The sequence below is a fragment of the Amorphus sp. 3PC139-8 genome, from assembly GCF_040750475.1.
Classification (GTDB): domain Bacteria; phylum Pseudomonadota; class Alphaproteobacteria; order Rhizobiales; family Amorphaceae; genus Amorphus.
This window is the reverse complement of record NZ_JABJVY010000002.1, coordinates 54,519-77,273: the sequence shown is the minus strand read 5'-3', so window position 1 is coordinate 77,273 and position 22,755 is coordinate 54,519. Positions and strand designations below refer to the sequence as shown.

Genomic DNA, 22,755 nt, shown 5'->3' with positions numbered 1-22,755 from the left:
ATTTGGCTGAAGTTAGCGGCGTGAATAGGCTTGCTCAAGAAAAAAGCAAACGAGGTTTCGCGTGTCGCACAATGATGAGCCGGATTTCTGGGCAAGGGCAGCCAAGCATCTTATCCGCTACGGCGGCAGCTTCGAGCCCAAGATCATCGAGCGGGCCGAGGGAAGCTATCTCTACGATGCTGATGGCCAGGCAATTCTTGATTTCACCTCAGGCCAGATGAGCGCGGTGCTTGGACATTCGCACCCGCGGATCGTCGAGACGGTCCGCACACAGATTGGTAAGCTCGATCATCTTTTCAGCGGAATGTTGTCGCATCCGGTAGTGGATTTGGCAGAACGGCTGGCCTCCAAGGCCCCGGGTCTGGATCGCGTGCTCTTACTGTCCACCGGGGCGGAAACGAATGAAGCGGCCATCCGCATGGCCAAGCTCGTGACAGGCAAGCACGAAGTGGTGGCCTTTTCCAAGAGCTGGCATGGCATGACCGCAGCCGCCTCCTCAGCCACCTATAGCGCCAACCGTCACGGCTATGGCCCGGCCGCTGCGGGGTCATTCGCGATCCCCGCTCCGAATCCCTACCGTCCGCGCTTCACTCATGCCGACGGCAGTCTGGACTGGCAGAGCGAACTCGACGACGCATTCGCGTTGGTGGACAGCCAGTCGACCGGCAGTCTGGCCGCGTTCATAGCCGAACCGATCCTGTCGGCAGGCGGTATTCTCGACCTGCCGCCGGGCTATCTCGCCGCGCTGAAGCAAAAGTGCGAAGAGCGCGAAATGTTGTTGATCCTCGACGAGGCCCAGACCGGCATCGGCCGGACGGGGACCATGTTCGCCTTCCAACGAGACGGTATCATGCCCGACATCCTGACGCTCTCCAAGACGCTCGGCGCGGGACTTCCGCTGGCGGCCGTCATGACAACGGCTGAGATCGAGGATGATGCGCACGCACACGGCTTCCTCTTCTACACGACGCACGTCTCAGATCCGCTTCCGGCTGCGATCGGACTGACGGTGCTGGACGTCGTCGAGGACGAAGGCCTCCTCGAGCGGTCGGCGCGCGCCGGCGCGAAGCTGAAGCAGAGGCTGCAGGTTCTACAGCAACGCTTCGACTGCGTCGGGGACGTCCGCGGGCGTGGGCTTATGGTCGGCCTGGAAGTGGTCACGGACCGGCAGAGCCGGACGCCAGACCACGAGCTAGGTGCCAGGATCAGCCGAGAGGCGATGGCTCGCGGACTGAGCATGAACATCGTGAAGCTGCCGAGCATGGGCAGTGTGTTTCGGCTCGCGCCGCCGATGACGATCTCCGACGAGGAGATCGAGACCGGCGTGCAGATCCTCGGAGCGTCCATCGAAGCGGCGCTTGCCTAGGGTCCGTGCCGATCAGGTGGAAACTTTGATCGACGCGCAATCTCTCGAAATGACAGGACGAAACATGCCGACCCGATCCGGACTCGTCGAGATTGATCATTTGATGTGCACCGTTTCGGACATGCCGGCCGCCGTTACCGCGATGTCCAGGCTGGGCTTTCGCCTGACGCCGGAGAGCGAAATCGGCGGCATGTCGAACCGCTTGGCACAGCTAACGCCGATCCGCGCCGGCAGCGCCAACTTCTTCGAGCTTATGACGATCAACGACCGTACGCGGGTGCCGGCGTTGATGCAGGAGATCCTGTCGGGCCCGGACGGCCTGAAGATGATCGTGCACGTCTGCGACGACATCGAGAGTGCCACACGGGCCTTCGCCTATGCCGAAGCGCCGATCGGCGACACCTGGCACGTCGAACGGGAATGGGTGTCCGACGACGGTCTCATCGAAGACGTCCGCTTCACCGTGCTGATCCCGCAGCGCGGCGCGCTGCCCTTCTTCATGAACGCCTACAAGCCGAATTCGCTGTCCCAGTACACACAGCCGAAATTCCAGCATCACGACAATGGCGCGCTCAATATCAGGCGCGTTTATGCGGTCTGCCCCGAGGGCCGCCTCGCCGAGGAGGTGGCGAAACTCGAGACCGTTTACGCGTGTGTTGCGCGGAGGTCGGCGGACGGGTCGTTCACCATCACGCCGCGCGACGTGGTCCTCGACGTGTCCGACCCCGGTCTGTCGGCTCACCGGTTCGAAGGAGCGGTTCCCCTACCCGCCGACGCTTCGACGCTCGTCGGGCTGCAGATCGCGGTGGTGGATCTCACCCACACCGAGCGCCTGCTTCGCGCCAATTCGATCTCGCCGATTTGCCGACCCGGTCGCGTGGTGGTCCGGGCGGAGGATGCCTGCGGGATGATGATCGAATTCGTGCAGGCGTCGGAGACACATTGCGAAGCGACCGAGCGGGGGACTGGCAATGAGCTATGAAGCGCAGTTGGAAAGCGCAAGTGCGCTGCAGAAGGATGCCTTCGTCTTCGACTACGTGCCGTGTGGCGAGCCGATCCTGATGACGGCACGCCATCGCCGGGTCATGGAGGCGGGGTTGGCGGCCAAGCACTCCGTCGGGCGGATTCTGCGGGATATGACGCGCGACCGGCTCGACGAACTGGAGGCGTCACCGGAAACGTCTCGTCTGGTCGGATCCACGTGGGAGGCGAGTGGCGTCGACGCGGTGCAGGTCACGCTAGGCGGACGCGCACTTGCCCCGCAGTCCTGGGAGGAGTGCATCGACGACGTCGGATACTGGCTGCATCGTGCCCGTATCGGCAACATGCGAGTCTGCGCCTCGACCAAGGAGCTGCGAGAGGCGCGTGCCGATGGCGAGATCGGTCTCCTGTTCGTGTTGCAGGATAGCGGCGTGCTGGGCGCCGATCTCGATCGTCTCGACCTCTTGTTCCGTATGGGCGTTCGCGTCGCTCAGCTGACCTACAACACGCGCAATCTCATCGGAGATGGCTGCGAGGAGCGCGACCAGAGCGGACTCAGCAAGTTCGGAGTGGCGGCGGTCCGGCGCATGAACGAACTCGGGATCGTCGTTGACGTTTCCCATTGCTCCCACGCGACCACCATGGACGCGATCGCCGTGTCGGAGGGGCCGGTCGCAGTAACTCATTCCTGCTGTTCGGCGGTGGCCGCGCATCCGCGCGCCAAATCCGACGACGTCTTGAAGGCGCTGCGCGACGTCAACGGCTTTTTCGGCGTCGTCACCGTTCCAAATTTCCTGGCGCCCGGAGAGGATGCCACGCTCGCGACCATGCTTCGTCACATCGAGCACGCGGTGTCGATCCTGGGGACGGAGCGGGTGGGCATCGCCACCGACTGGGGCGGCTGGACGCCGGACCTGCCCGCCGAGCTTATCGAGGCGGCCACCGAGAACTTTCGAAAGCTCGGCTTCAAGGCCGACACGTCGCCGAAATTCGGCGTCGGCCTGCCCGAGTTTGACGCTTGGGAGAAGTGGCCGAACCTTACTGCGGGACTCCTGGCGGCGGGATATTCGGAAAACGAGACCCGCCAGTTGATCGGCGGCAGCCGGCTGGCCTTCCAGGAGCGTGTCGAGGCCCGCAGCAGCGTCACCTGAAGCGGTTCACTCGTGTGGCCATTCCAGCGTCCTCCGGCACAACCTTTCCACACAAAGCAAAAACCACGTCACCGAGCGGGAACCTACGATGAAATCAGCCACTTTTCTTGCCGCTTGCGCGGCCGCGAGCCTTCTTGCGTCGCCGACCGCCGCCGGCAACCTGACCTACGGATCCGGTGTTCCGGAGCGTTCGGCCGCCAATCAGTTCGGCGTGTTGCCGATGCTCGATACGCTGAGCGGGGTGACCGCCGGCAAGACGACGTTCACGCCGTTTCTGGGCGGGCAGATCGTCTCGCTGCCGGGTGGCCTTCCCGGAATTCGCGATCATGTCGTCGATGCCGGCTTCTTCCTTACCCAGTTTCATCCGTCTGAGCTGCCGACCGCCTCTCTGATGGCAGAGCTCACGGGACTGGGCACGGATCCCTACGCGACCATCGGAGCGCTGAACGAGGTGTTCTTCGCCAAGTGTAAGACCTGTGCGTCGGACATGAAGGCGCAGGGCGTGGTGCCCTTGATGGTCCAGTCGGCGACGCCGCTGACGCTGCAATGCACTCGCACGGTCGAGAGTCTGGACGACGTGGAAGGATTGCGTGTCGCAGTCATCGGCCAGCCGGAAATGCGGTGGATCAGCTCCGTCGGCGGTGTGCCGGTTCAATCCTCTGTCGTCGACCTTCTGAGCGCGCTGCAGCTGGGGCAGGCCGACTGCGGTCTGCTTCCGGTCTCCTGGATCAAGAGCTACGGGCTGCAGGACACGGTCAAAAGCGTTATCGACCTGCCTCAGGGGATCATCACAGGCGCGGTGCCGCTGGCGTTCAACGCCGCGGCCTGGGCGTCGCTCGCCGGGACCGATCGCCAGGCGATGATCGACGCCATGCCGCAGATCATGTGGGACTATGTGACGAACGCCTACGTCGAGCCGGATCAGGAGGCGCGGGCGGCCTTGTCCCAGAAGCTGCCGTTCTCCGACGGAGGCGAAGCACTGACGGCGGCTTGGGCGATGTTCCAGGCGAGCGAGCCGGGGGCGCTGAAGCAACTCGCCGAGGCACGCGGCATCGATAACGCGGACGCGCTCGTTGACGAGATCGTCGAGACGTTCCGCGTCTGGCACGAAGACCTGCTGCCAAAGTTCAAGGGCGACCCGGACACCTTCGCCAGGATCGTGAAAGAGCGCGTCTACGGCGCGTTCCCCTACTGACGAAGACTGCCCCGTCGAGCCGACGAGATTGCCTGTTCGGGTCTGTCCGATCTGAGCGTGACATTCTCAAGGTTTTGAATCGGGAGCCACGTCTCGTCTCACTCAGGTGTCGCCACCCGATCGGGAGTGACTCTCGGAACCATCGCGCTCGGAGTGCACCCGCCGGCAGCATCGTGAACGGTGCCCGCAGGAGCGATGGGGCAGTCGGAGCCCGAAGCCTCTGGATCTATTGGCATGCAGACCTTCATGACCCAGCTCTACCGGGGCGGGGAATACCTCGCCGGTGCAGCCATCTGCGCGATGGTCGTTCACATCGGGCTCGATGTGGTCGCCTTGGCCATCTTCGAGCGCCCGCTACGCGGCACCACCGAGGTCGTCAGCGGCCTCTACATGCCGTTCGCCGTCTTTGGGGCGCTTGCGGCTGTCCAGCGCGCCCGCGCGGAGATCAGGGTCGATGTCATCAACAATCTCTTGTCGGACGCAGCGCAGCGCCGGCTCGACGCAGTCGTCCAGATCGCAGTCGCGCTGGTCGCCATCGCCCTAGCCTGGCAGACCTTCGATTTGGCAGTGCGCGCCTACGATCTCGGCGAACACATCATGATCGGCATTCATAAGATCCCGGTCTGGCCGGGCAAGGCGGTGATCCCAATTTCCTTCGCGCTGCTCGCCGTGGCCTCACTCCATCGTGCGGTGCGACCATGACGCCCGGTATCATCGGCGTGCTGGTCGTCGTGGGCGCGATCGCGCTCATCCTGTTGCGCTTTCCCGTGGGTCTGGCACTCGCCGTCTCGGCGTTCGGTGGTGCCGCAGCGGTACTGCCTCTGCCGGCGGCGATCAGCCTTATGACGCGCACCCCGCACGAATTCGCGGCGAGCTGGGAATATGCGGCAGTGCCGCTGTTCCTCGTCATGGGGGCGTTGATCGTTCAGACCGGTATGACGGATTCGCTGTTTGCACTTGCAAGCCGGCTGCTTGCCCGTATCCCAGGGGGGCTGGCGATCGCGACCAACTTCGCCGGAGCGGCGTTCGGGGCAGCCTCCGGCTCGAGTCTGGCGACGACGGTGGCATTAGGGCGGCTGGCGACCCCCCGCATGCTAAAGGCCGGCTACGACCCGGGTCTGGCAACGGCCGTGACGGCCTGTGCGGGTACCTTGGCCGCGCTGATCCCTCCCTCGATCCCGTTGATCGTCTACGGCATCCTCGCCGAGCAATCGGTCGTGCGCCTGTTCTTCGCCGGCGTCGTCCCCGGCCTTCTGACCGCGGTCGGCTACGCGATCATGATCGCGATCCGCGCAAGGCTGAACCCGGCATTGGCGCCGCCGCCCGTGCAAGAGGTTCGTGAAGAACCGATCTCCGCCTCGGTTGCGGCGCTGCCGCTCGTCGCGGTCGTGGTGCTCGGCGGCATCTATGGAGGTTGGTTCTCGCCCAGCCAGGCGGGTGCCGTCGGCACACTGTCTGTGATCGCCATTTCGCTGTTCCGGCCGGGCGCACACTGGCGCGCCTATCGGAACGCTTTCGCCGATGCCGCCCGGCAGACGGCCTCCATCCTGCTGGTCGCCATTGGTGCCATGATGCTCACGCGGACGATGGCGCTCACTGGCCTTCCCATAGCTCTTGCCGATGGCGTCCAGCTGATGGGGGTCTCCAAGCCCGTGCTCCTCGTCGGGGCGTCGGTGCTCTTCCTCCTATTGGGCATGATCCTCGATCCGTTCGGGATCATGCTCCTGGCCGTCGCGGTACTCCTGCCGACATTCGAGAAGAGCGGCTTCGACCTCGTCTGGATAGGCATCATCATTGTCAAGTACATCGAGATCGGAGTGATCACGCCGCCCGTGGGGATGAACGTGTTCGCGGCCAAGTCCGTCGCTCCGGATTGGGTGAAACTCACCACGATCTTCAAGGGCGTATCTTGGTTCCTGCTCGTCGAAGTGATCCTCCTCGTACTTCTGCTCTCGGTCCCGCAAGTGACGATGTGGCTGCCGGATCTGATGACCGGGTCGTAGCTAGGACAATGAAGCGTTCCACGTCATGGAGTGATGGGCCTTGATACGCAAATGGGGCACGGTGAAGAACAGGAATGCCCGCTAGGAAATGCTGAGCAGATGAATGACCGCCTTGAGGAAGGTACTCGGAGCGCGCGGGCGGCAACTATAGGCACCTCGCGGTCAGAATATGGGTACGAGCCTATTCGACGTTGGCCAATAATCCGGGAATAGGCACTCTTTCTTCCCGCAGATTTTACGCTCCGTTTATCCTCCACCGCCCCATCGCCAATTGCGTGTTTATGGGCCGCGGGCGCATCTGAGAGGCTCCACTCGCTCCGGAGTCCTTCGATGCTGGATATCGCCTATCTCGCACTCGCGGTCTGCTTCTTCGCCGGCTCGCCCCTTTCGCTGCGGCTGATCGAACGGTTGTAAGGCGCGCCATGACGATCGATCTTGTTCTCGGCGCCGCGACGGCCGCCGGTCTGCTCGCCTATCTCGGCTACGCGCTGCTGCGCTCCGAGCGGTTCTGAGGCGCGTGCCATGTCCTCCGACATCCGGCAGTTCATCCTCTACTGCTTGCTCGTCGCAGCGCTCGCCTGGCCCCTCGGTGTCTACATGGCGCGGGTCTTTGCGGGCAACCGCACGCCGCTCTCGCTCCTCGCCGGGCCGATCGAGCGAGCGCTCTGCCGCCTCTCCGGCATCGACGCCGGAACCGGCCAGTCCTGGGTGCGCTACGCGGCCGCCTGTCTCGCCTTCAATCTCACGGGATACCTCGGCCTCTACGCGATCCTGCGCCTGCAGGGTCACCTGCCGCTCAACCCGGAAGGCTTTCCCGGCCTGTCGCCGGCACTCGCCTTCAACGTCGCCGTCAGCTTCGTCACCAACACCAACTGGCAGGCCTACGTCGGCGAGACGACGATGTCCTATCTTAGCCAGATGGCCGGACTGCCGACTCCGAACTTTCTTTCCGCGGCGACGGGAATCGCAGTCGGCGCCGCCGTGATCCGCGGCTTTTCGGGCCACAAGACGACATCGATCGGCAACTTTTGGGTCGATCTCACCCGCGCCGTTCTCTACATGCTGCTGCCGCTCTCGATCGTCGGCTGTCTGTTCCTCGTCTGGCAGGGCGTGCCGCAGAACCTGTCGCCGACCGTCACGGCCACAACCCTCGAAGGCGCGCAACAAGCGATCGCACAGGGACCGGCGGCCTCTCAGATCGCGATCAAGCAGCTCGGCACCAACGGCGGCGGCTTCTTCAACGCCAACTCCGCCGTCCCCTACGAGAACCCGACGCCGCGCTCGAACCTCTTGGAGATGGTGGCGATCCTGCTGATCCCGGCGGCCTTCTGCTTCATGTTCGGCCGGATGAGCGACATGCACCAGGGGCGCATCCTGATCGTCGACGACGAGCCGCAGATCCGGGTGTTTCTCCGCGTCGCGCTCCAGGTGCACGACTTCGAGGTCGTCGAGGCCGAGAGCGGCCGTGACGGCGTTCACAAAGCCGCCCTCGAAAGGCCTGACCTCGTCGTGCTCGACCGCGGCCTGCCGGACGTCGGCCTCCTGACTGTCGCGGATCTGCCCGCCGCCCCTGCCGCAGTCCTGAGCCTACGACCGCCCTGTCACCTGCATGATCTCAATGCCAAAGCCGCGCTTACTGCGAAACTGGCGAGGCGCCCGGTACCGTGGGCAACATCAGGCCGGTAGTCCATCATAACAAGCGGAGCGCAATGCGCCGCTTAATTGGCGCGCCGATTGCAGGACATGGTGTTTAAGGTCATCCATCCGTTCCGGAACGAACCTGCTCCTCGGGCCTGACAATGCGATGGCTCCGATCATGCCCTGATTGAACGCAAAGACCGGCGCGGAAATACCCGCGATATCGGGACCTCGTTCTCCCAAAACGACAATTGGAAGCTTGGCGAGGATGTCTGGTGGCAGAGGGACGTCACTGCTGAACTCTCCGAACTCGGTGAAGACGTGACCGGCTGCGCCCTTTCCGATTTCCACCGCCTCTCCCTCGATGACATGCTCGCGAAGCGGCTGATCGCTGTCCTCCCGGTAGAGACAGACTCGACGCGTTCCTTCGCGTCGGAAGTACGAGCCGCTTTCGCCGGTTTCCCGCACGATATTTTGTAGGACAGGCCGGACGAGAGCCTCCAGCTGGAAGCTCTGCTGGTAGACGCGCCCGACGCGGAAGGTCTCCACGCCGATCGTATAGCGCCGATCTTCGGTCGCGGCGATGAATCCGGCCTTCTGCAAAGAAATCAGGATCCGCAGGACCGAACTCTTCACGAGGCCGGTTCGCTCGCTGATCTCGCCCAGCGACAAGACCGGACTTCCGGACCCGAAGAGGCTCAGGATTCGAAGAGCCTTATCGACGGCTTCCACACCTTTGGTCTTGAGCTTAGGTTGATTATCCAGCATCGGCCCCTTGCATCCAGTGATTGTGCGAACTCTTGTGTTTATGGCTGACCGCCCCGACGGTGCAACGGCCCGACCTGGCAATCCAGCCAAGCCAATCTGCTTTGAGCGAAAGACGCTGGCCATGGGTTGAATCAAACGGCTTTCGTGCCGTCAATTTCCCATGCGTATCGTCAAACTTCCGGTCTCAAACCGTCGGCTTATCCTGGTCGCGGGGGCCCTCCCCTGCCGGACGAGCGATCAACCCGGGCCGATCGAAGGCCTGCGGAGGCGTCACGGGGGCCGAGGGTCGTCGAACCTCTACGAGGCAGCTTTGTGCCGAACAGCCCTGGCTCAGCGACGAGGCCGGACGGTCGGCGGTCAAGACGTTCGGGTTTCCGTGCCTCTCCCGCCCGGAGACGGGATCTGGATCGAACCATGCGCCGGTCGCAAGCCGCACCACCCCGCGCATCATCTGATCGGACAGGCGCAGCCCTGCCAAGCAGCACCCGCGATCGTTGACCACTTCCACGACCTCGCCGTCCGCCAGTCCACGCTCCGCGGCGTCGGCGGGATGCATAGTGATCGGTTCGCGGCCGGAGATCTTGCCGGCCCGGCTGTGCGGCGAGGCGTCCAGCTGGCTGTGCAGTCGGCGAGCGGGCTGATCGGAAATCAGGTGCAGGGGGTAGCGCGCGGCAGCATCGGCCCCTAGCCATTCGATCGGCGGCTGCCAGACCGGATGGCCCGGACAATCGGCAAGCCCGAACCCGGCGATGGTGTCGGAGGCAATCTCGATCCGTCCCGAAGGCGTGGGAAGGGGGGCGGCGACGGGATCGGCGCGGAAAGCGCCGAGACAGATGCGGCCAAGCTCGTCGTGGGCCGAGAGATCGATCCGACCGACCTCTCGAAAGGTATCGAAATCGGCCACCGACACGCCGGCGGCGCTCCATTTCCGGCGCATTCCCTCATAGAGGTGCCGCAACCAGGCTTCGGTGTCGCGGCCCTCCGAAAAGGCCGCCTCGACACCCATGTGGACGGCGATGCGGCGGAAGATCTCATAGTCGTCCAAGGCCATACCGGAGGGGGCAGAAACCGGCCGGGAGGCGATCAGATAGCCCTCGAGCGTGGCATAGCTGATATCTTCGCGTTCCGTCGGCATCGTCACCGGGAGAACGATGTCGGCGCGTCGGGCCGTCGGCGTCCAGAACGGCTCATGCACCACGATCGTTTCCGGCTTCCGCCATGCGCGCTCGAGCCGCCCCAGATCCTGATGATGGTGGAACGGGTTGCCACCAGCCCAATAGATCAGGCGAATATCCGGATAGCGGTAGTGGCCTCCATTGTAGGTGAAGGGGGCGCCCGGATTTTCCAGCATGTCGGCGATACGCGCCACCGGGATGAAGGCATCGACTGGGTTGCGCCCCTGGGGCAGGCTCGGCCCGGAAAGCCGGGCGTGGGCGCTGCCGATCGAATTCTCGCAGCCATAGCCGACGCCGAAGCCGCCGCCGGGCAATCCGATCTGCCCCAGCATGGCGGCAAGCGTGATCAGCATCCAAAAGGGCTGCTCGCCATGGTCGGCCCGCTGCAGCGACCAGGCGGCGTTGATCATCGTGCGCTTTTCGCTCATACGGCGCGCGAGATCCCGGATTTGCTCGGCGGGAAGGCCGGTCAGCGGCGCCGCCCAATCGGCCGATTTCGCCTGACCGTCCGTGGCGCCAGTCAGATAGGCTTCGAAGGTCTCCCAGCCCGTGCAGTAGCGCGCAAGAAAGTCGCGATCGTGCCGCCCACGAGCATGAATGTCGTGGGCGAGCGCAAGCATGAGCGCGGTGTCCGACCCCGGCCGGATGGGAAGCCATTCGACCGGGCCGCCAGTGTTGAGGCCCGAGGCCACGGGAGAGATGTTGACGAATTCGCAGCCTGCCTCCGCCATCCGCCGCAGCGCCCCTTGCAGGCGATGACGGCCGGCGCCGGCCTGGCTGATCTGGGCGTTCTTCGCGGGCACGCCGCCGAAGCTCACGAACAGCTCGCAATGATCGGCAAGCACGTCCCAGGACGTGTGCGCCTTCATCAGCTCGTCCATCGAACCGACCACATGGGGAAGGATCACCCGGGCCGCGGCCAGCGAATAGCTGTCGCGGTGGGCGACATAGCCGCCGATGCAGTTGAGAAAACGGTGGATCTGGCTCTGCGCGTGATGAAAGCGCCCGGCCGAGGCCCACCCGTAAGACCCGCCGAAGATGGCCGCGTTGCCGTGGGCGGAGCGCACGCGCGTGAGGTCGTCCGCGACCAACTTTGTGGCCTCATCCCAGTCGAGCTCAACGAAGGGTTCCTTGCCGCGCAGCTCCGGCCGTGCGCCGGGGCCGTAGTCGAGCCAGCTCTTGCGGACTGCAGGCCTGGCGACGCGCACGGCCGCCAGTTCCGGAGCAAGCTGGTGCAGTCCGATCGGCGAGGCGTCGGGGTCCTCACGCATCGGGACGAGACGGGGTTCGCCCGGCCCACCTTCGATTTCGTAGACCCCCCAGTGCGCGGCCGAATAGCGGATCCCGCCCATGATCAGTGACGTTTCTCAGCCGTCGCGAATGCGGCATGAGGAACAACGTCCGGAGCCTCGGCGAGCCACTTCTCGACCGAAACCAGCGCGAGTTGGCCCGCGCAGCCCTGACTGAGCGCCGAGGCCCCTCGGTCGGAGGTCACGGCGTTCGGATTACCGTTCACGCAGGTCAAACCTACGCCGGGAAGATCGACAGGCGCGTACCACGCTCCCGTGGCGAGCTGCACGATACCGGGCGCGATCGCCTCGGAGACCTTGGCCGCGGCAAGAACGCTGCCGCGGTCGTTCCAAAGCCGGATCACGTCGCCGTCCAGGACGCCCAGTCGGGCGGCGTCTTCCGGGTTGAGACGGGCCTGTTCCCGTCCGGCTGTCTTGCCGGCCATCGACGTCTCGCCGAAATCGAGCTGGCTGTGGAGCCGGTGCGCGGGCTGATTGGCGACGAGTTGAAAGGGATGCGACGCAGCTTTCGGTGCTCCGAGCCATTCCTCGGGCGGAAGCCAGGCCGGATGGCCCGGCAATCCGGCACCGGCGACGACGTCCGACCAGATCTCGATCTTGCCGCTCGGCGTTTCCAACGGATTGGCGACGGGATCGCGATGAAAGCGGCGAATGAGGCCATCCTCTTCGCGCACCGGCAACCGGACGACGCCGCCCTCGCGAAACGTCTCATAGTCGGGCGCTGCCATGCCGCAATCGGCGAGCGCGGCGCGGGTCGTCTCGTAGAGCGATGCCATCCACTCGTGGGCACTGCGCCCTTCGGTGAAGGTCGGGGCGCAGCCCAGGCGCTCGGAGAGCGCGGAGAAGATCTCGTAATCGTCGCGCGGGCCGTTGGCGCCATCCGCCCCGCGATCGACCAGAGGCTCCATCGCGTGCAGGAAGGGATCGTTGCCACTGGCACCGATGTCCTCGCGCTCGGCGGTGATGGTGGCGGGAAAGACCAGATCGGCGTGACGCGTCGAAGCGGTGGCGACGCTGTCGTGCATGATGATGGTGTCGGGCTTGGCGAATGCCGCCCGCAGCTTGGAGAGATCCTGATGATGGTGGAACGGATTGCCGCCGGCCCAATAAACCAGGCGAATGTCCGCGTAGGTCCGCGTCTCGCCCTTGTAGGTGTAGGATTTCCCCGGGTTCAGGAGCAGTTCGGAGATCCGCGCGACGGGAATGAAATCGCCCACACGGTTGCGGCCTTGCGGCAGGGTGGGCAGCGGCACGCCGAGCTGTTCCTTGCCGATATTTCCGATGGAGCCGAAGCCGTAACAGAAACCGGCGCCGGGAAGGCCGCTCTGCCCGAGCATCGAGGCGAGCGTCAGTGCCATCCAGACCGGCTGCTCGCCGTTTTCGGACCGCTGCAGGGAATAGGTCACGCTGATCAGCGTGCGCTTTTCAGCCGCCCGATCGGCGAGGTCGGCGATCGTCTTCGCCGGGACGCCGCAGATGTCCGCCGCCCACTCCGGCGTTTTGGCGACACCGTCCTGCGCGCCGGTCAGATAGGCCTCGAACCGCTCGTAACCCGTGGTGTAGCGGTCCAGATAGTCCCGATCCACGCGGCCCGTCGCATGGAGACGGTATGCCATGCCCAACATCAGTGCGGTATCGGTCGCGGGGCGCGGGGCGATCCGCGTCACGTTGCCGACATCGGCCGCATCGTCGGCCAGCGGGCTGACGGAGACGAATTCGCAGCCCCGAGACGCGGCCGCATCCAGGACGGAGCGCGCGACATGCTGCGAATTCCCGCCGGAGCTGACCGCGAGATTGCGCATCGGCAAGCCACCGAAGGAAATCAAAAGCTCCGTATCGTCTTTCAGCTCACGCCAGTACGGATGATCGCGGGTGAGCTTCGGCGCACTGCCCCAGACGAGAGACAGGATCACCGAGCCCGCTCCGGTCGAGTAGGTGTCGACGCTCGCGACATAGCCGCCGAACACCGTGTTCAGGAAGCGATGGACCTGGCTCTGAGCGTGATGGAAGCGACCGGCCGACGACCAACCATATGAACCGCCGAACACATTCGCACCGGGCAACGTGCCCGTTTGCGGAAGATCCGGCCCCGCACCAAGACGGCGCAACTCGGCAGCGGCCATGTCCAGTGCCGCGTCCCAATCCATCTCCACATAGCCGTCCTCGCCGCGGCGGGGATCGGGGCCCGGCCCGTTCTCCAACCAGCCGCGCCGCACCAGCGGGCGTTTGAGCCGGGCGGGATGATCGATTGCCGCGGGAATGTTGGCGAGCAACGGCGAGGGATCGGGATCCTGGTCGAAGGATCTGACGTCCAGCCGCCCATTTTTCATGCGCGCGCTGAACGCACCCCAGTGACTGCTGTGCTGACGGAAGCGGTCCGTCGTCATTTTCCGTGCCTCTTTGTCACGCTCATATCCAGTGATGAGCCGGATGCGGCTTCCCCTCTCGAAAGCGGGAAAGCCGGAAAGGAGAATCGTCGAAACCGGGCTTTTCACCAAGGATTTGCATCGCTGCAAGCCATCCGGCACCCGGTCCGAGCGCGAAGCCATGACCGCTGAAGCCGCTTGCGAGAAAAACCCCCGGGCGATCAGGAACAGGGCCGATCACCGGTACCATGTCCGGTGTGGCGTCGATGAGGCCGCCCCAACTTTCCGCCACGCGGACGTCCGAGAGGATCGGAAAGGCTGCGCGGAACGCGGTTATTCCCGCCTCAACGAGTTTGGGATCGGGGTCGGGATCGAGAATGCGCACCGCCTCGAACGGCGAAGGGGAATCCAATGCCCAGCGCCTGAGAGCGAACGGCCCGTCGAAAAACGACCGACCGAGACCGAGCGTCAGTTCCCCCTTTCGACGGAAGAACAGCGGCATGAACTGGCGGGCGCGCAGGAGCCCCATCGGCGTGAGGTCCACCCTGCCCCGGCCCCGCATGCCGATCGTATAGCCCCCGTCGATGCGTCGCCGGACCGAAAACAGCGGACTGCCGACGCCACCGGGATAGACCTCGGGCGCACTTTCGGTGCGAAAGGCGCTCGCATAGACGCCGGACTGCGGAAAGGAGATGCCCGCCCGGCGCAACAGCATCGACGACCACGCACCGCCGGCGACCAGGACGGCGCTCGTCCGGATCTCGCCCTTCTCCGTCATCACGCGGGTCACGCGTCCGGCCTCGGTCTCCCAGCCGCGGACGGCGCAGTTCTGCAAAATGATCGCGCCTTTTTGCTGCGCCCCGCGCGCGATGGCTGGCGCGGCCACCGACGGTTCCGCCCAGCCGTCGGTCGGCGAATGGATCGCCGCGATCCAATCGTCCGAGGTCGCGGGCAGCATGGCTTTGGTTTCCGCCGCCGAAAGGACGCCACCTGCCAGTCCGCAAGACGCCGTGGCCTTCTGCCAATCGCGCCACCGGGCGACTTCCGCCTCGTCCTTGGTGACAACAATCATACCGGTCTGGCGGTAGCCGGAATCGGCGCCGATGCGCTCGCTCATGCCCCGCCAGAGTTCCATGGAGCGCATCGCCAGCGCCACCTCCGGCAGCGCCCTCAGTTGCTCCCGACACCAGCCCCAATTGCGGCTCGACTGCTCGCCGCCGACAATGCCCTTTTCCACGACCACGACCGACTGGCCCCTTTCGGCCAGTGTCAGAGCCGCCGAAACGCCGATGATGCCTGCGCCGACGATGACGACGTCGGCGGTCTTCGGCAGTGAATTTTCCGAGCGAACGCTCTCCACGTGAGGCGACACAGGTCTTTCTTTCGTTCCTGCTGGCGTCAGCGGCCGTTACGGCCCCGCCAGTTCCGCAGCTTCCTCCGCACGCGCCGCCGACAGGCGGACGGCGCGGCGTCGGTCTTCCCGCCGCTTGATCCATTCGAAGACGAGGGTCGCGACGATGGTGAGGATCACGATGACGGTGGCGAGCGCACTGATGGTGGGAGAGGTGCCCGAGCGCACCCGCGCCGCCAGGACCGTGGTCAAGGTCTTGTCCGCCAGAATGGCGAAGGTCGTGGCGTTGTAATTTTCGAAGGAGGTCAGGAACGCCAGCACGGCGGACGAGAGCAGCGCAGGCCTCAGGAACGGCAGCAAGATGTCGCGAAAGACCTGCGAATAGGAGGCCCCGAGATCGAGGGCGGCCTCTTCCAGCGCGAGATCGAAGCGCTGCAGCCGCGCCATGATGATCAGCATGCAATAGGAGGAGATGAAACTCGACTGGGCGAGCACAGTCAGGACGGTGCCGTTATAGAGATGGGCGCGCAACCCGATCAGGCCGGAAAAATCGCGCCAGAAGACGACGGTGGCGATGCCGATGATGATGCCCGGCGTCAGAATCGGAGCGACGACCACGAAATAGTAGAAGGACTTGGCCGAGCGAAAGAGCTGCGTCATGACGATCGCGCCGGCCAGGGCGAGCGGCACGGAGATCACCACGACCCAGAAGCCGATCACCACGCTCGTGCGCAGCCCTTCGAGCAGGGTCGCGTCGCTCGCGAGCGCCTCGAACCAATGCAGGGTCACCCCATCGATCGGCCAGACCCGCGGATAGGTCGAGGTGTTGAACGCCGAAACGCCCATCACCACAAGCGGACCCAGCAAAAAGACGAAGAACGACAAGAAGTAGAGCCCGACGATAGTGCGGTTCAGCATGTGGCCGGTCATTTGGTGATCTCGCCAAGCTTCAGTCCGGTGATTTTCAGGACGCCAAGGACGAACACGATGCAGGCCACGAGCAGCGCCATGGCATAGGCCGCGCCCTGCGGCCAATCGAAGAGCTGATAGAACCGGTCGTAGATGATCGGCGTGAACCAAAGGGAGCGTGGTCCAGCCAGGACCAAAGGTGTCGCGATGGCGCCCGCCATCAGCATGAAGGAGAGGGTCATCCCCGACGCGATACCCGGCTTCGCCTGGGGCATCACGACGAAAAGGTGAATGTGCCACCAAGGGGCGCCAAGATCGCGCGCCGCTTCGATCTGATTGTGATCCTGCGCCTCGATCGCATTGTAGAGCGGGAAAATCATGATCAACAGGTTCGAATAGACCAACGCCAAATAGAGCGCGACGTTGGCTCCGATGAAATCGACCGGCGTGTCGGTAATCCCGAGCCAGGTCAGAACGTTGTTCATGAAGCCGTTGTACGACAGCAAGATGCGGAAGGCGAAGGCCCGCAGGATGTCGTTCACCCAGTAGGGAATGATCAACAACAGCACGAGCAACCGCAGCCGAGGAATGGATGCCGATTGAGCCATATAGTAGGCGATCGGATAGCAGACGGCGAAGTTGAGGAAGGTCAGACCGATTGAAATGCCGATCGTGCTGAAGAAGCTGCGCAAATGTAGCCAGTTCAGCTGATCGGTGCTGGTGGCGCTGCCGAACAGGAACATCCGGTAGTTCACGAGCGTGAATACGTCTTCCGGCCCTCCGGCCATGGATGGCGGCAGCTTCGGGTGGAACGACAGATCCACCATGAACACCATCGGCATGATGATCGTCAGAATGCACCAGAAGCCGACGCAGAGGATCAGATAGAGCCCGACGATCACGCCGTTTCGGGTGAAAAACTTGACGCGCTTCTCTCCCGGCCGCCGATCGAAGCGGACGATCAGCAGAAAGACGACCAGGATGAGCGCCGTCGCGGCGAAGGTCATGCTCAGATTTGTCATGACGAGCGCGCCGTGTCGGGCAGAACAACCGCGTTCGCCGGCGCGAAAGACGCCGTCAGCGGATCACCGTCGGCCGGAAGCTGGTCCAGATCGGCCGCCACCAGCATCGCCACGATCCGCGTGCCGGTGGGCGTTCGCAAGGTCAGATGCGTCATGCTGCCTTCAAAGGCCGCCTCGACAAGGGTCGTCGCGACGCTGCAATCGCCGTCGGAGGCGGTCAGCCTGACGAGCTCGGGCCGGATGAAGAGCGTCGCGGTGTCACCCGGCTCGAGGCCGCGGGCATTGCGACCGCTCAGCGCGCCGAGCGGCGTGTCGATTGTCGCAAGGCCGTCGGCGACGGAGACCACACGACCGGAAGTCGCGTTGCTCTCTCCGACGAAGGAAGCGACGAACGGCGTCTCGGGATGTCCGTAGATCGTTCGACCGTCGCCGACCTGCTCGATCCTCCCTGCGTTCATCACGGCGACCCGGTCCGACATGGTCAGGGCCTCGCCCTGATCATGTGTGATGTAGATGAAGGTGATACCCACACGCTGCTGGATCTCGCGCAGTTCGCGGCGCATGTGCTGGCGAAGTTTCAGGTCGAGTGCGGAAAGCGGCTCGTCGAGAAGCAGGACCTTCGGCTCGACCGCAAGCGCCCGGGCAATCGCCACGCGCTGTCTCTGTCCGCCGGAAAGCTCACTGACCTTCTTGTCCGCGTGCTGGCTCAAGGCGACCTGGTCGAGAAGACGTTTCACCTTCTCGTCCCGCACACCGCGCGCCACGCCTCGGACCCGCAAGCCGTATCCGACGTTCTCGGCGACCGACATGACCGGAAACAGCGCCAGATTCTGAAAGATCAGCGCCGTCGGCCGCTTATTGGGTCCGACGCCGGCCATATCGGCCCCATCGATCCTGATCTTGCCCGCCGACGGTTCGATGAACCCCGAAATCGCCCGCAACAGCGTCGTCTTTCCGCATCCCGATGGACCGAGGAAAGAGAAAAACTCGCCACTCCGGATATCCAGGTTGGTCTCGTGAACAGCCGTAAAGGACCCGAAGTCGACCCTGGCCTGTTCGAATTGGACTGCACTCGTCATTGCCATTGAAGGCTCAATTCCTTGGCAAATAAGCGGGAAAAACCGTGCGGATCATGCTGACTCGGATCGGCGAAGACGCCTGGAGCCGGCGCGCTGGACGGCAGGCGGACTGCGCAATCGAATTGCCTCGTCTGCCCTCACCGTCGATCAGGCGCTTGCGCACACGATCTGGCTTCGCCGAACTGAGAGCGGCGAAGCATCCTCTCGTCACGGCCGACAGGCCGCCATGCCGGCGGCTTGTGTCGACGCATGTGCCATGAAGCGATCAGGCCGCCTGGAACCGCTCGGCGTACTGATTGCGAACGGAGTTGAACCAGGCCGGCGCCGGCGGATACCACCAGAGCTTGTCCAGAGCGTTCTCGGGATAGGCGCTGCGGAAGAGCGCCTTGTCGGCCGCCGGGACGTAGTCGTCCGCCCCTTTGATCACCGCGTTGTAGTTCGACGAGGTGGCGATCTTACCGGCCACTTCCGGCTTGCCGATATAGCTGAGGAAAGCGTAGACCTCGTCGACGTTCTGGGCGGCAGCGGAGAGCGCGAAGCCGTCCATCCAGGTGAGCGCCCCTTCCTTGGCCGCCATGAACGTGTACGGCTCACCGTTCTTGATCATGGCCTTCACCGGGCCGTCCCAGGTCTGCCCGATCGTGCAGCCATTCTCGCGGAAGCCGGCCTGGATGCTGTCGGTGCTGTCCCAGAACTGCCGGATCTGGTTCTTGTGCTCGATGGCGTACGCGGTCAGCTCGTCGTAGATCTTCCGCATCGTCGCTTCGTCTTTGTAGCTGTCGAGCATGCGGTTGGTCGGCAGCTTACCGGTCGCGTCCATCCAGAGCCCGAGGCCCAGCAGGCCGGAATAAGTGCGCATCTGCACCTTGCCGACATACTCGGGATCCCACAGGAGGCCGTAGCTCGATTCCGCGTAGCTGAGCTTGTTTGCCTCGTTGTTCCAGGTCATCGCTTCCGTGCCCCAGACGTGCGGCAGGTGATAGAGCCCATCCCAGGTCCAAAGATCGCTCGAGGCCTTCAACAGCGAAGGCAGATAGGCGGAGAGATCGACCTTGGATTCGTCGAACGGTTTCAGCACCTCCAGAAACTGGAAGTCTTTGGCCCGGTTGAAGGACGGCATGCAGAGGTCGAAGCCCTGACCGAGCGTCGCCTGCATCTTGTTGATCTGCTCCTCGTTGGAGGAGAAAGGCGTTTTCGTGACGGTGATGCCCGTCGCATCCTTGAAGTCGGCGAGGACGGGTTCCGGCAGCTCGTCCGTCCAGCAGAGAATGTTCAGTTCGCCTGAACTCGCGAAGGCCCGTTTGACGTAGTAGGGAGCCGCCACAGTTGTGGCTCCGAGCACCGCAGCACTCTTCAGCAGTACTCTGCGCGAAACGCCCCTCGCCGTCTCGCCAACAAGACCGGTTCCGGTCTTCACCTTGTCATCGGCCATCTTTCACACTCCGCTGCTGCGTGCCTCGAACGCGGGCCTTGCCTCAATCGGGCTCAACCCCTCCTCACCCGTTCTACAGGCGCGTCAGATCATGATTATTCTACTTGATGAAACGCCGTACTACACAATGGAATGCTAGCCGTACCCCCAAAATGAGTCAAGCTGCCGTGGGCAGACGACAGGCATTGCTATTTTTTAATCAGCGGCCCGGAAAGCGGGGGCAATCGCGCCCTTAGAGAAACGTCGGGCCAAGGCTTTGCGCTGCAAAAGCGAGGCGAGCCGTGGAACTGGCACGGAAACGGAAACGAAATGGGCCGTGATCGCCCACGCGCGCTGGTTGCCTCTCAATAGCCCCGCGCCGGATCGACGAGATCTTCCATCGGCGTGCCGTGCAGATAGGCGTCGAGGTTCGCCGTCACCTTCGCTGCGAAGCGCTCCGCTTCTCGCCCCCCCTTGTAGGAGATGTGCGGCGTCAAAAGGATCTGCGGATGAGTCCAAAAGGGGTGGCTCGCCGGTAACGGTTCCGGCGCGGTGACATCGAGGGTCGCGCCTGCGACATAGCCCGCGGCGAGCGCGGCGATCAGGGCCTCGTCGTCGAGCACCGCTCCCCGTGAGACGTTGATGAGATGCAGGCCCGGCTTGGCCTGCCGGAACAGCTCCGCACCCATCAATCCCCGAGTCTGCGGTGTTGCAGGAATGGCGAGCACGAGGTGATCGGCGATCGAGACAAGGTCGGGGAGGCTCGCACAGCCTGTCACCGCGGGGTCGTCGAACGTGCCCGAACTTCTACGGCAAACGCGGATGTCTATGCCGAAGGCGGCCGCGCGCTTTGCGATCTCCTGGCCGATCGAGCCATAGCCGATCAGGCCGAGGCATAGGCCTTCAACCGCCCCCACCTCCTGGTCCGTCCAGGCGCTCGGAGAACGGGCGCGAACGTCGTCCAGCCGCTTTTCGAACCGCAGAATGGCGGCTAGAACATATTCCGCGATCTGCGGCGACGTGAGTCCGCGTCCGCAGGTGACGAACCGCACGCCGAGCAGACGGGACGGATAGATGTCGACGCCCGCGGAATAGGTCTGCACCCATGCGAGCTTTGGTGGCGGTGTCCAGTCCTGCGGCGTGTTGCGCCAGGACTTCAAGGCGCTCGTGATCAGGATTTCCGCTTCGTCAGGAAGCTGCCAGGGGCTCTCAGGATCGAAATGATCGATCACCGTCGGCCGGCAGCGATGATCGGCCAGCAGGCGGGTGAGGGCCGGATCGGTCTGGTTGACGATCACCGGGCCCGAGCGAGCGGTTCTCTCTGCCATCTCGCCGGGCCCTACAGCGGAAAGCCGTAAGGAACCTCATCCGTCAGGTTGAGCCAGACGCTCTTCGTCTGGAGATAGTCGGCGATCATCTCCACGCCCCCTTCACGGCCGAGGCCGGAGGCTTTGTAACCGCCGAACGGCGAGGTCTGCGACGTGATCTTGTAGGTATTCACCCACACGCTGCCGGCTTCGATCTCCGCCGCGACACGGTGAACCCGCGCGACATCGCGCGTCCAAAGCCCGGCCCCCAGGCCGAAGGCGCTGTCGTTGGCGATCGCGACCGCCTCCGCCTCGTCATCGAAGGGAATGACGGCGAGGACCGGGCCGAACACCTCCTCCTGGGCGATCCTCATGTCGTTGCGCACGCCCGTGAAAATCGTCGGCGCCACGAAGAGCGCCTTTCCGCCGCTCGGATCGGGCACTTGAACGCCGCCGGTCGCAAGCCTCGCGCCGTCCTCCTTCGCCCACCCAATGCAGGTCATGATCCGCTCGAATTGCGGGCGGGTCGCCACCGGGCCAATATCGGTCTCCGGCGCCATTGGATCGCCGAGCCTGATCTTCTCGGTTAGTTCGACGATGCGCGCCACGAAGCGGTCGTGGATGGACCGTTGCACGACGAGGCGCGAGCCAGCCACGCAACTCTGTCCGCCCGAGCCGAAGATGCCGGCGACCACTCCACGTGCGGCCATCTCCATATCGGCGTCCTCGAAGACGATGTTGGGCGACTTGCCCCCGAGCTCGAGGCTGACCGGTTTCAGCCCGCCGGCTGCGGCCGAATAGACCGCGCGCCCTCCCCCGACACCACCGGTGAAGGCGACCTTGGCGACGTCAGGATGCGCAACCAGGGCGGCGCCGGCCTCGGAGCCGAGACCGGTGACGACATTGAGCACGCCCTGCGGCAGTCCGGCTTCGAAGACCAGTTCAGCAAAGCGCAAGGCGGAAGCGGAGGTGAATTCCGAGGGCTTGACCACCGCCGTATTGCCGGCTGCGAGCGCCGGGGCCAGCTTCCACGCCAACAGCATCAGCGGCGAGTTCCACGGCGTCACCATCGCAATCACACCCAGCGGCTCGTGACGGACATAGTTCATGTGGCCGGGCCTGTCCGAGGGCAAAACAGCCCCGTTGAGCTTGTCGGCCAACCCGCCGAAGAAGCGATACCAGTCGGGGATGCGCTTCACCTGCGCGAACATCTCCTTGAAGGTCTTACCGTTGTCGCGCACCTCGATCCGCGCCAGCTCTTCTGCGTTCCGAGCAACGACGTCGGCGATCCCGTAAAGCGCCGCCCCGCGCTGTGACGGAGCCATCGTCGGCCACGGGCCGTGACGAAACGCCTTCTTCGCGGCGACGACCGCCCTCTCGACATCCTCCGCCCCCGAGCGCGGAACGAGCCCCCAGGCTTCCGCCGTATAGGGATTTTCGGTTTCCCAATAGGCCCCACCGACCGGCGGGCAGAATGCGCCATCCACAAAGTTTGCGAGTGTTTCGAGGCTCATGGCTTGTCCTTCGCGCTGGCCGGTCGGGTGTGGTGCGGGTGGACTACTCGACCTGAAGCCAAGATCACCTGAACGGAGACACAACCGTCCGTAATTCCATTCAATAGAATTTAGTTTCGTCTATTAGAATTCCGGAAGAGCCAAGATTCAAGAGGCCCACGTGAAGATCGGCTCAAGCGTCAGCCATCTCGGACGTGCCTTCTCACGAA

At 64.1% G+C, this 22,755-nt stretch carries 18 protein-coding genes; 8 read left to right on the top strand and 10 right to left on the bottom strand.

The genetic code is table 11. The features are described 5' to 3' along the window. Positions 1-61 precede the first annotated feature (61 nt). The 8 genes from HNS03_RS02715 (at position 62) to HNS03_RS02680 (ending at position 8,382) form a co-directional block, all read left to right on the top strand. Entirely contained in the window at positions 62-1,366 is a 1,305-nt protein-coding gene (locus HNS03_RS02715) for an aspartate aminotransferase family protein (protein ID WP_367192901.1), read from the top strand. 64 nt (positions 1,367-1,430) lie between these two features. Then, complete coding sequence (locus HNS03_RS02710) at positions 1,431-2,348, top strand: VOC family protein (RefSeq protein WP_367192900.1); 918 nt, start codon at positions 1,431-1,433, stop codon at positions 2,346-2,348. Next, positions 2,338-3,498 carry a dipeptidase gene (locus HNS03_RS02705; RefSeq protein ID WP_367192899.1) on the top strand — a complete coding sequence of 387 codons (1,161 nt, stop codon included), beginning with the start codon at positions 2,338-2,340 and terminating at the stop codon, positions 3,496-3,498. Before HNS03_RS02710 ends, HNS03_RS02705 begins: the two co-directional genes overlap by 11 nt. Positions 3,499-3,586: 88 nt before the next feature. Beyond that, positions 3,587-4,693 carry a hypothetical protein gene (locus tag HNS03_RS02700; protein WP_367192898.1) on the top strand — a complete coding sequence of 369 codons (1,107 nt, stop codon included), beginning with the start codon at positions 3,587-3,589 and terminating at the stop codon, positions 4,691-4,693. A 234-nt stretch (positions 4,694-4,927) separates the two neighbouring features. Continuing rightward, positions 4,928-5,395, top strand: coding sequence for a TRAP transporter small permease (locus tag HNS03_RS02695; RefSeq protein ID WP_367192896.1), 468 nt, complete (start codon positions 4,928-4,930; stop codon positions 5,393-5,395). Further along, positions 5,392-6,696, top strand: coding sequence for a TRAP transporter large permease (locus HNS03_RS02690; RefSeq protein WP_367192895.1), 1,305 nt, complete (start codon positions 5,392-5,394; stop codon positions 6,694-6,696). Before HNS03_RS02695 ends, HNS03_RS02690 begins: the two co-directional genes overlap by 4 nt. Positions 6,697-7,118: 422 nt before the next feature. Then, positions 7,119-7,208 (top strand): potassium-transporting ATPase subunit F, encoded by a 90-nt coding sequence (locus HNS03_RS02685; protein WP_367192894.1) that lies wholly within the window; start codon positions 7,119-7,121, stop codon positions 7,206-7,208. Between the two features lie 10 nt (positions 7,209-7,218). Beyond that, complete coding sequence (locus tag HNS03_RS02680; RefSeq protein ID WP_367192893.1) at positions 7,219-8,382, top strand: potassium-transporting ATPase subunit KdpA; 1,164 nt, start codon at positions 7,219-7,221, stop codon at positions 8,380-8,382. Here the strand turns inward: HNS03_RS02680 and HNS03_RS02675 are convergent. The 10 genes from HNS03_RS02675 to HNS03_RS02630 form a co-directional block, all read right to left on the bottom strand. Then, positions 8,371-9,102: an IclR family transcriptional regulator gene (locus tag HNS03_RS02675; protein ID WP_367192892.1), complete on the bottom strand. Its 732-nt coding sequence runs from the start codon at positions 9,100-9,102 to the stop codon at positions 8,371-8,373. The genes HNS03_RS02680 and HNS03_RS02675 overlap by 12 nt on opposite strands. 184 nt (positions 9,103-9,286) lie before the next feature. Then, positions 9,287-11,629: a molybdopterin-dependent oxidoreductase gene (locus tag HNS03_RS02670; protein ID WP_367192890.1), complete on the bottom strand. Its 2,343-nt coding sequence runs from the start codon at positions 11,627-11,629 to the stop codon at positions 9,287-9,289. Positions 11,630-11,631: 2 nt separating this feature from the next. After that, positions 11,632-13,974 (bottom strand): molybdopterin-dependent oxidoreductase, encoded by a 2,343-nt coding sequence (locus tag HNS03_RS02665; protein ID WP_367192889.1) that lies wholly within the window; start codon positions 13,972-13,974, stop codon positions 11,632-11,634. Positions 13,975-13,996: 22 nt separating this feature from the next. Then, the gene (locus HNS03_RS02660) at positions 13,997-15,325 is read right to left on the bottom strand and encodes an NAD(P)/FAD-dependent oxidoreductase (RefSeq protein ID WP_367192888.1); all 1,329 of its coding nucleotides are present in this window, start codon (positions 15,323-15,325) and stop codon (positions 13,997-13,999) included. A 36-nt stretch (positions 15,326-15,361) separates the two neighbouring features. Further along, a complete protein-coding gene (locus HNS03_RS02655) occupies positions 15,362-16,234 on the bottom strand; it encodes an ABC transporter permease (RefSeq protein WP_367192886.1) in 873 nt (290 codons plus the stop codon). After that, positions 16,231-17,235 carry an ABC transporter permease gene (locus HNS03_RS02650; RefSeq protein WP_367192885.1) on the bottom strand — a complete coding sequence of 335 codons (1,005 nt, stop codon included), beginning with the start codon at positions 17,233-17,235 and terminating at the stop codon, positions 16,231-16,233. Before HNS03_RS02650 ends, HNS03_RS02655 begins: the two co-directional genes overlap by 4 nt. Continuing rightward, entirely contained in the window at positions 17,232-18,314 is a 1,083-nt protein-coding gene (locus HNS03_RS02645; RefSeq protein WP_367193274.1) for an ABC transporter ATP-binding protein, read from the bottom strand. The genes HNS03_RS02650 and HNS03_RS02645 overlap by 4 nt, the downstream gene beginning before the upstream one ends. A gap of 265 nt (positions 18,315-18,579) precedes the next feature. Further along, on the bottom strand, positions 18,580-19,746 hold the full coding sequence (locus tag HNS03_RS02640; RefSeq protein WP_367192884.1) for an extracellular solute-binding protein: 1,167 nt from the start codon (positions 19,744-19,746) through the stop codon (positions 18,580-18,582). A 344-nt stretch (positions 19,747-20,090) separates the two neighbouring features. Beyond that, positions 20,091-21,053 (bottom strand): NAD(P)-dependent oxidoreductase, encoded by a 963-nt coding sequence (locus HNS03_RS02635; protein WP_367192883.1) that lies wholly within the window; start codon positions 21,051-21,053, stop codon positions 20,091-20,093. A gap of 11 nt (positions 21,054-21,064) precedes the next feature. Then, positions 21,065-22,546 (bottom strand): aldehyde dehydrogenase, encoded by a 1,482-nt coding sequence (locus tag HNS03_RS02630; RefSeq protein WP_367192881.1) that lies wholly within the window; start codon positions 22,544-22,546, stop codon positions 21,065-21,067. Positions 22,547-22,755: the final 209 nt, after the last annotated feature.

What these genes read in the sequence shown, in the direction of transcription:
- HNS03_RS02700 (WP_367192898.1), top strand. Translation starts at nt 3,587, where the DNA reads ATGAAATCAGCCACTTTTCTTGCCGCTTGCGCGGCCGCGAGCCTTCTT.
- HNS03_RS02695 (WP_367192896.1), top strand. Translation starts at nt 4,928, where the DNA reads ATGCAGACCTTCATGACCCAGCTCTACCGGGGCGGGGAATACCTCGCC.
- HNS03_RS02650 (WP_367192885.1), bottom strand. Translation starts at nt 17,235, where the DNA reads ATGACAAATCTGAGCATGACCTTCGCCGCGACGGCGCTCATCCTGGTC.
- HNS03_RS02665 (WP_367192889.1), bottom strand. Translation starts at nt 13,974, where the DNA reads ATGACGACGGACCGCTTCCGTCAGCACAGCAGTCACTGGGGTGCGTTC.
- HNS03_RS02675 (WP_367192892.1), bottom strand. Translation starts at nt 9,102, where the DNA reads ATGCTGGATAATCAACCTAAGCTCAAGACCAAAGGTGTGGAAGCCGTC.
- HNS03_RS02680 (WP_367192893.1), top strand. Translation starts at nt 7,219, where the DNA reads ATGTCCTCCGACATCCGGCAGTTCATCCTCTACTGCTTGCTCGTCGCA.
- HNS03_RS02640 (WP_367192884.1), bottom strand. Translation starts at nt 19,746, where the DNA reads ATGGCCGATGACAAGGTGAAGACCGGAACCGGTCTTGTTGGCGAGACG.
- HNS03_RS02685 (WP_367192894.1), top strand. Translation starts at nt 7,119, where the DNA reads ATGACGATCGATCTTGTTCTCGGCGCCGCGACGGCCGCCGGTCTGCTC.
- HNS03_RS02645 (WP_367193274.1), bottom strand. Translation starts at nt 18,314, where the DNA reads ATGACGAGTGCAGTCCAATTCGAACAGGCCAGGGTCGACTTCGGGTCC.
- HNS03_RS02690 (WP_367192895.1), top strand. Translation starts at nt 5,392, where the DNA reads ATGACGCCCGGTATCATCGGCGTGCTGGTCGTCGTGGGCGCGATCGCG.
- HNS03_RS02705 (WP_367192899.1), top strand. Translation starts at nt 2,338, where the DNA reads ATGAGCTATGAAGCGCAGTTGGAAAGCGCAAGTGCGCTGCAGAAGGAT.
- HNS03_RS02655 (WP_367192886.1), bottom strand. Translation starts at nt 16,234, where the DNA reads ATGACCGGCCACATGCTGAACCGCACTATCGTCGGGCTCTACTTCTTG.
- HNS03_RS02630 (WP_367192881.1), bottom strand. Translation starts at nt 22,546, where the DNA reads ATGAGCCTCGAAACACTCGCAAACTTTGTGGATGGCGCATTCTGCCCG.
- HNS03_RS02670 (WP_367192890.1), bottom strand. Translation starts at nt 11,629, where the DNA reads ATGGGCGGGATCCGCTATTCGGCCGCGCACTGGGGGGTCTACGAAATC.
- HNS03_RS02710 (WP_367192900.1), top strand. Translation starts at nt 1,431, where the DNA reads ATGCCGACCCGATCCGGACTCGTCGAGATTGATCATTTGATGTGCACC.
- HNS03_RS02635 (WP_367192883.1), bottom strand. Translation starts at nt 21,053, where the DNA reads ATGGCAGAGAGAACCGCTCGCTCGGGCCCGGTGATCGTCAACCAGACC.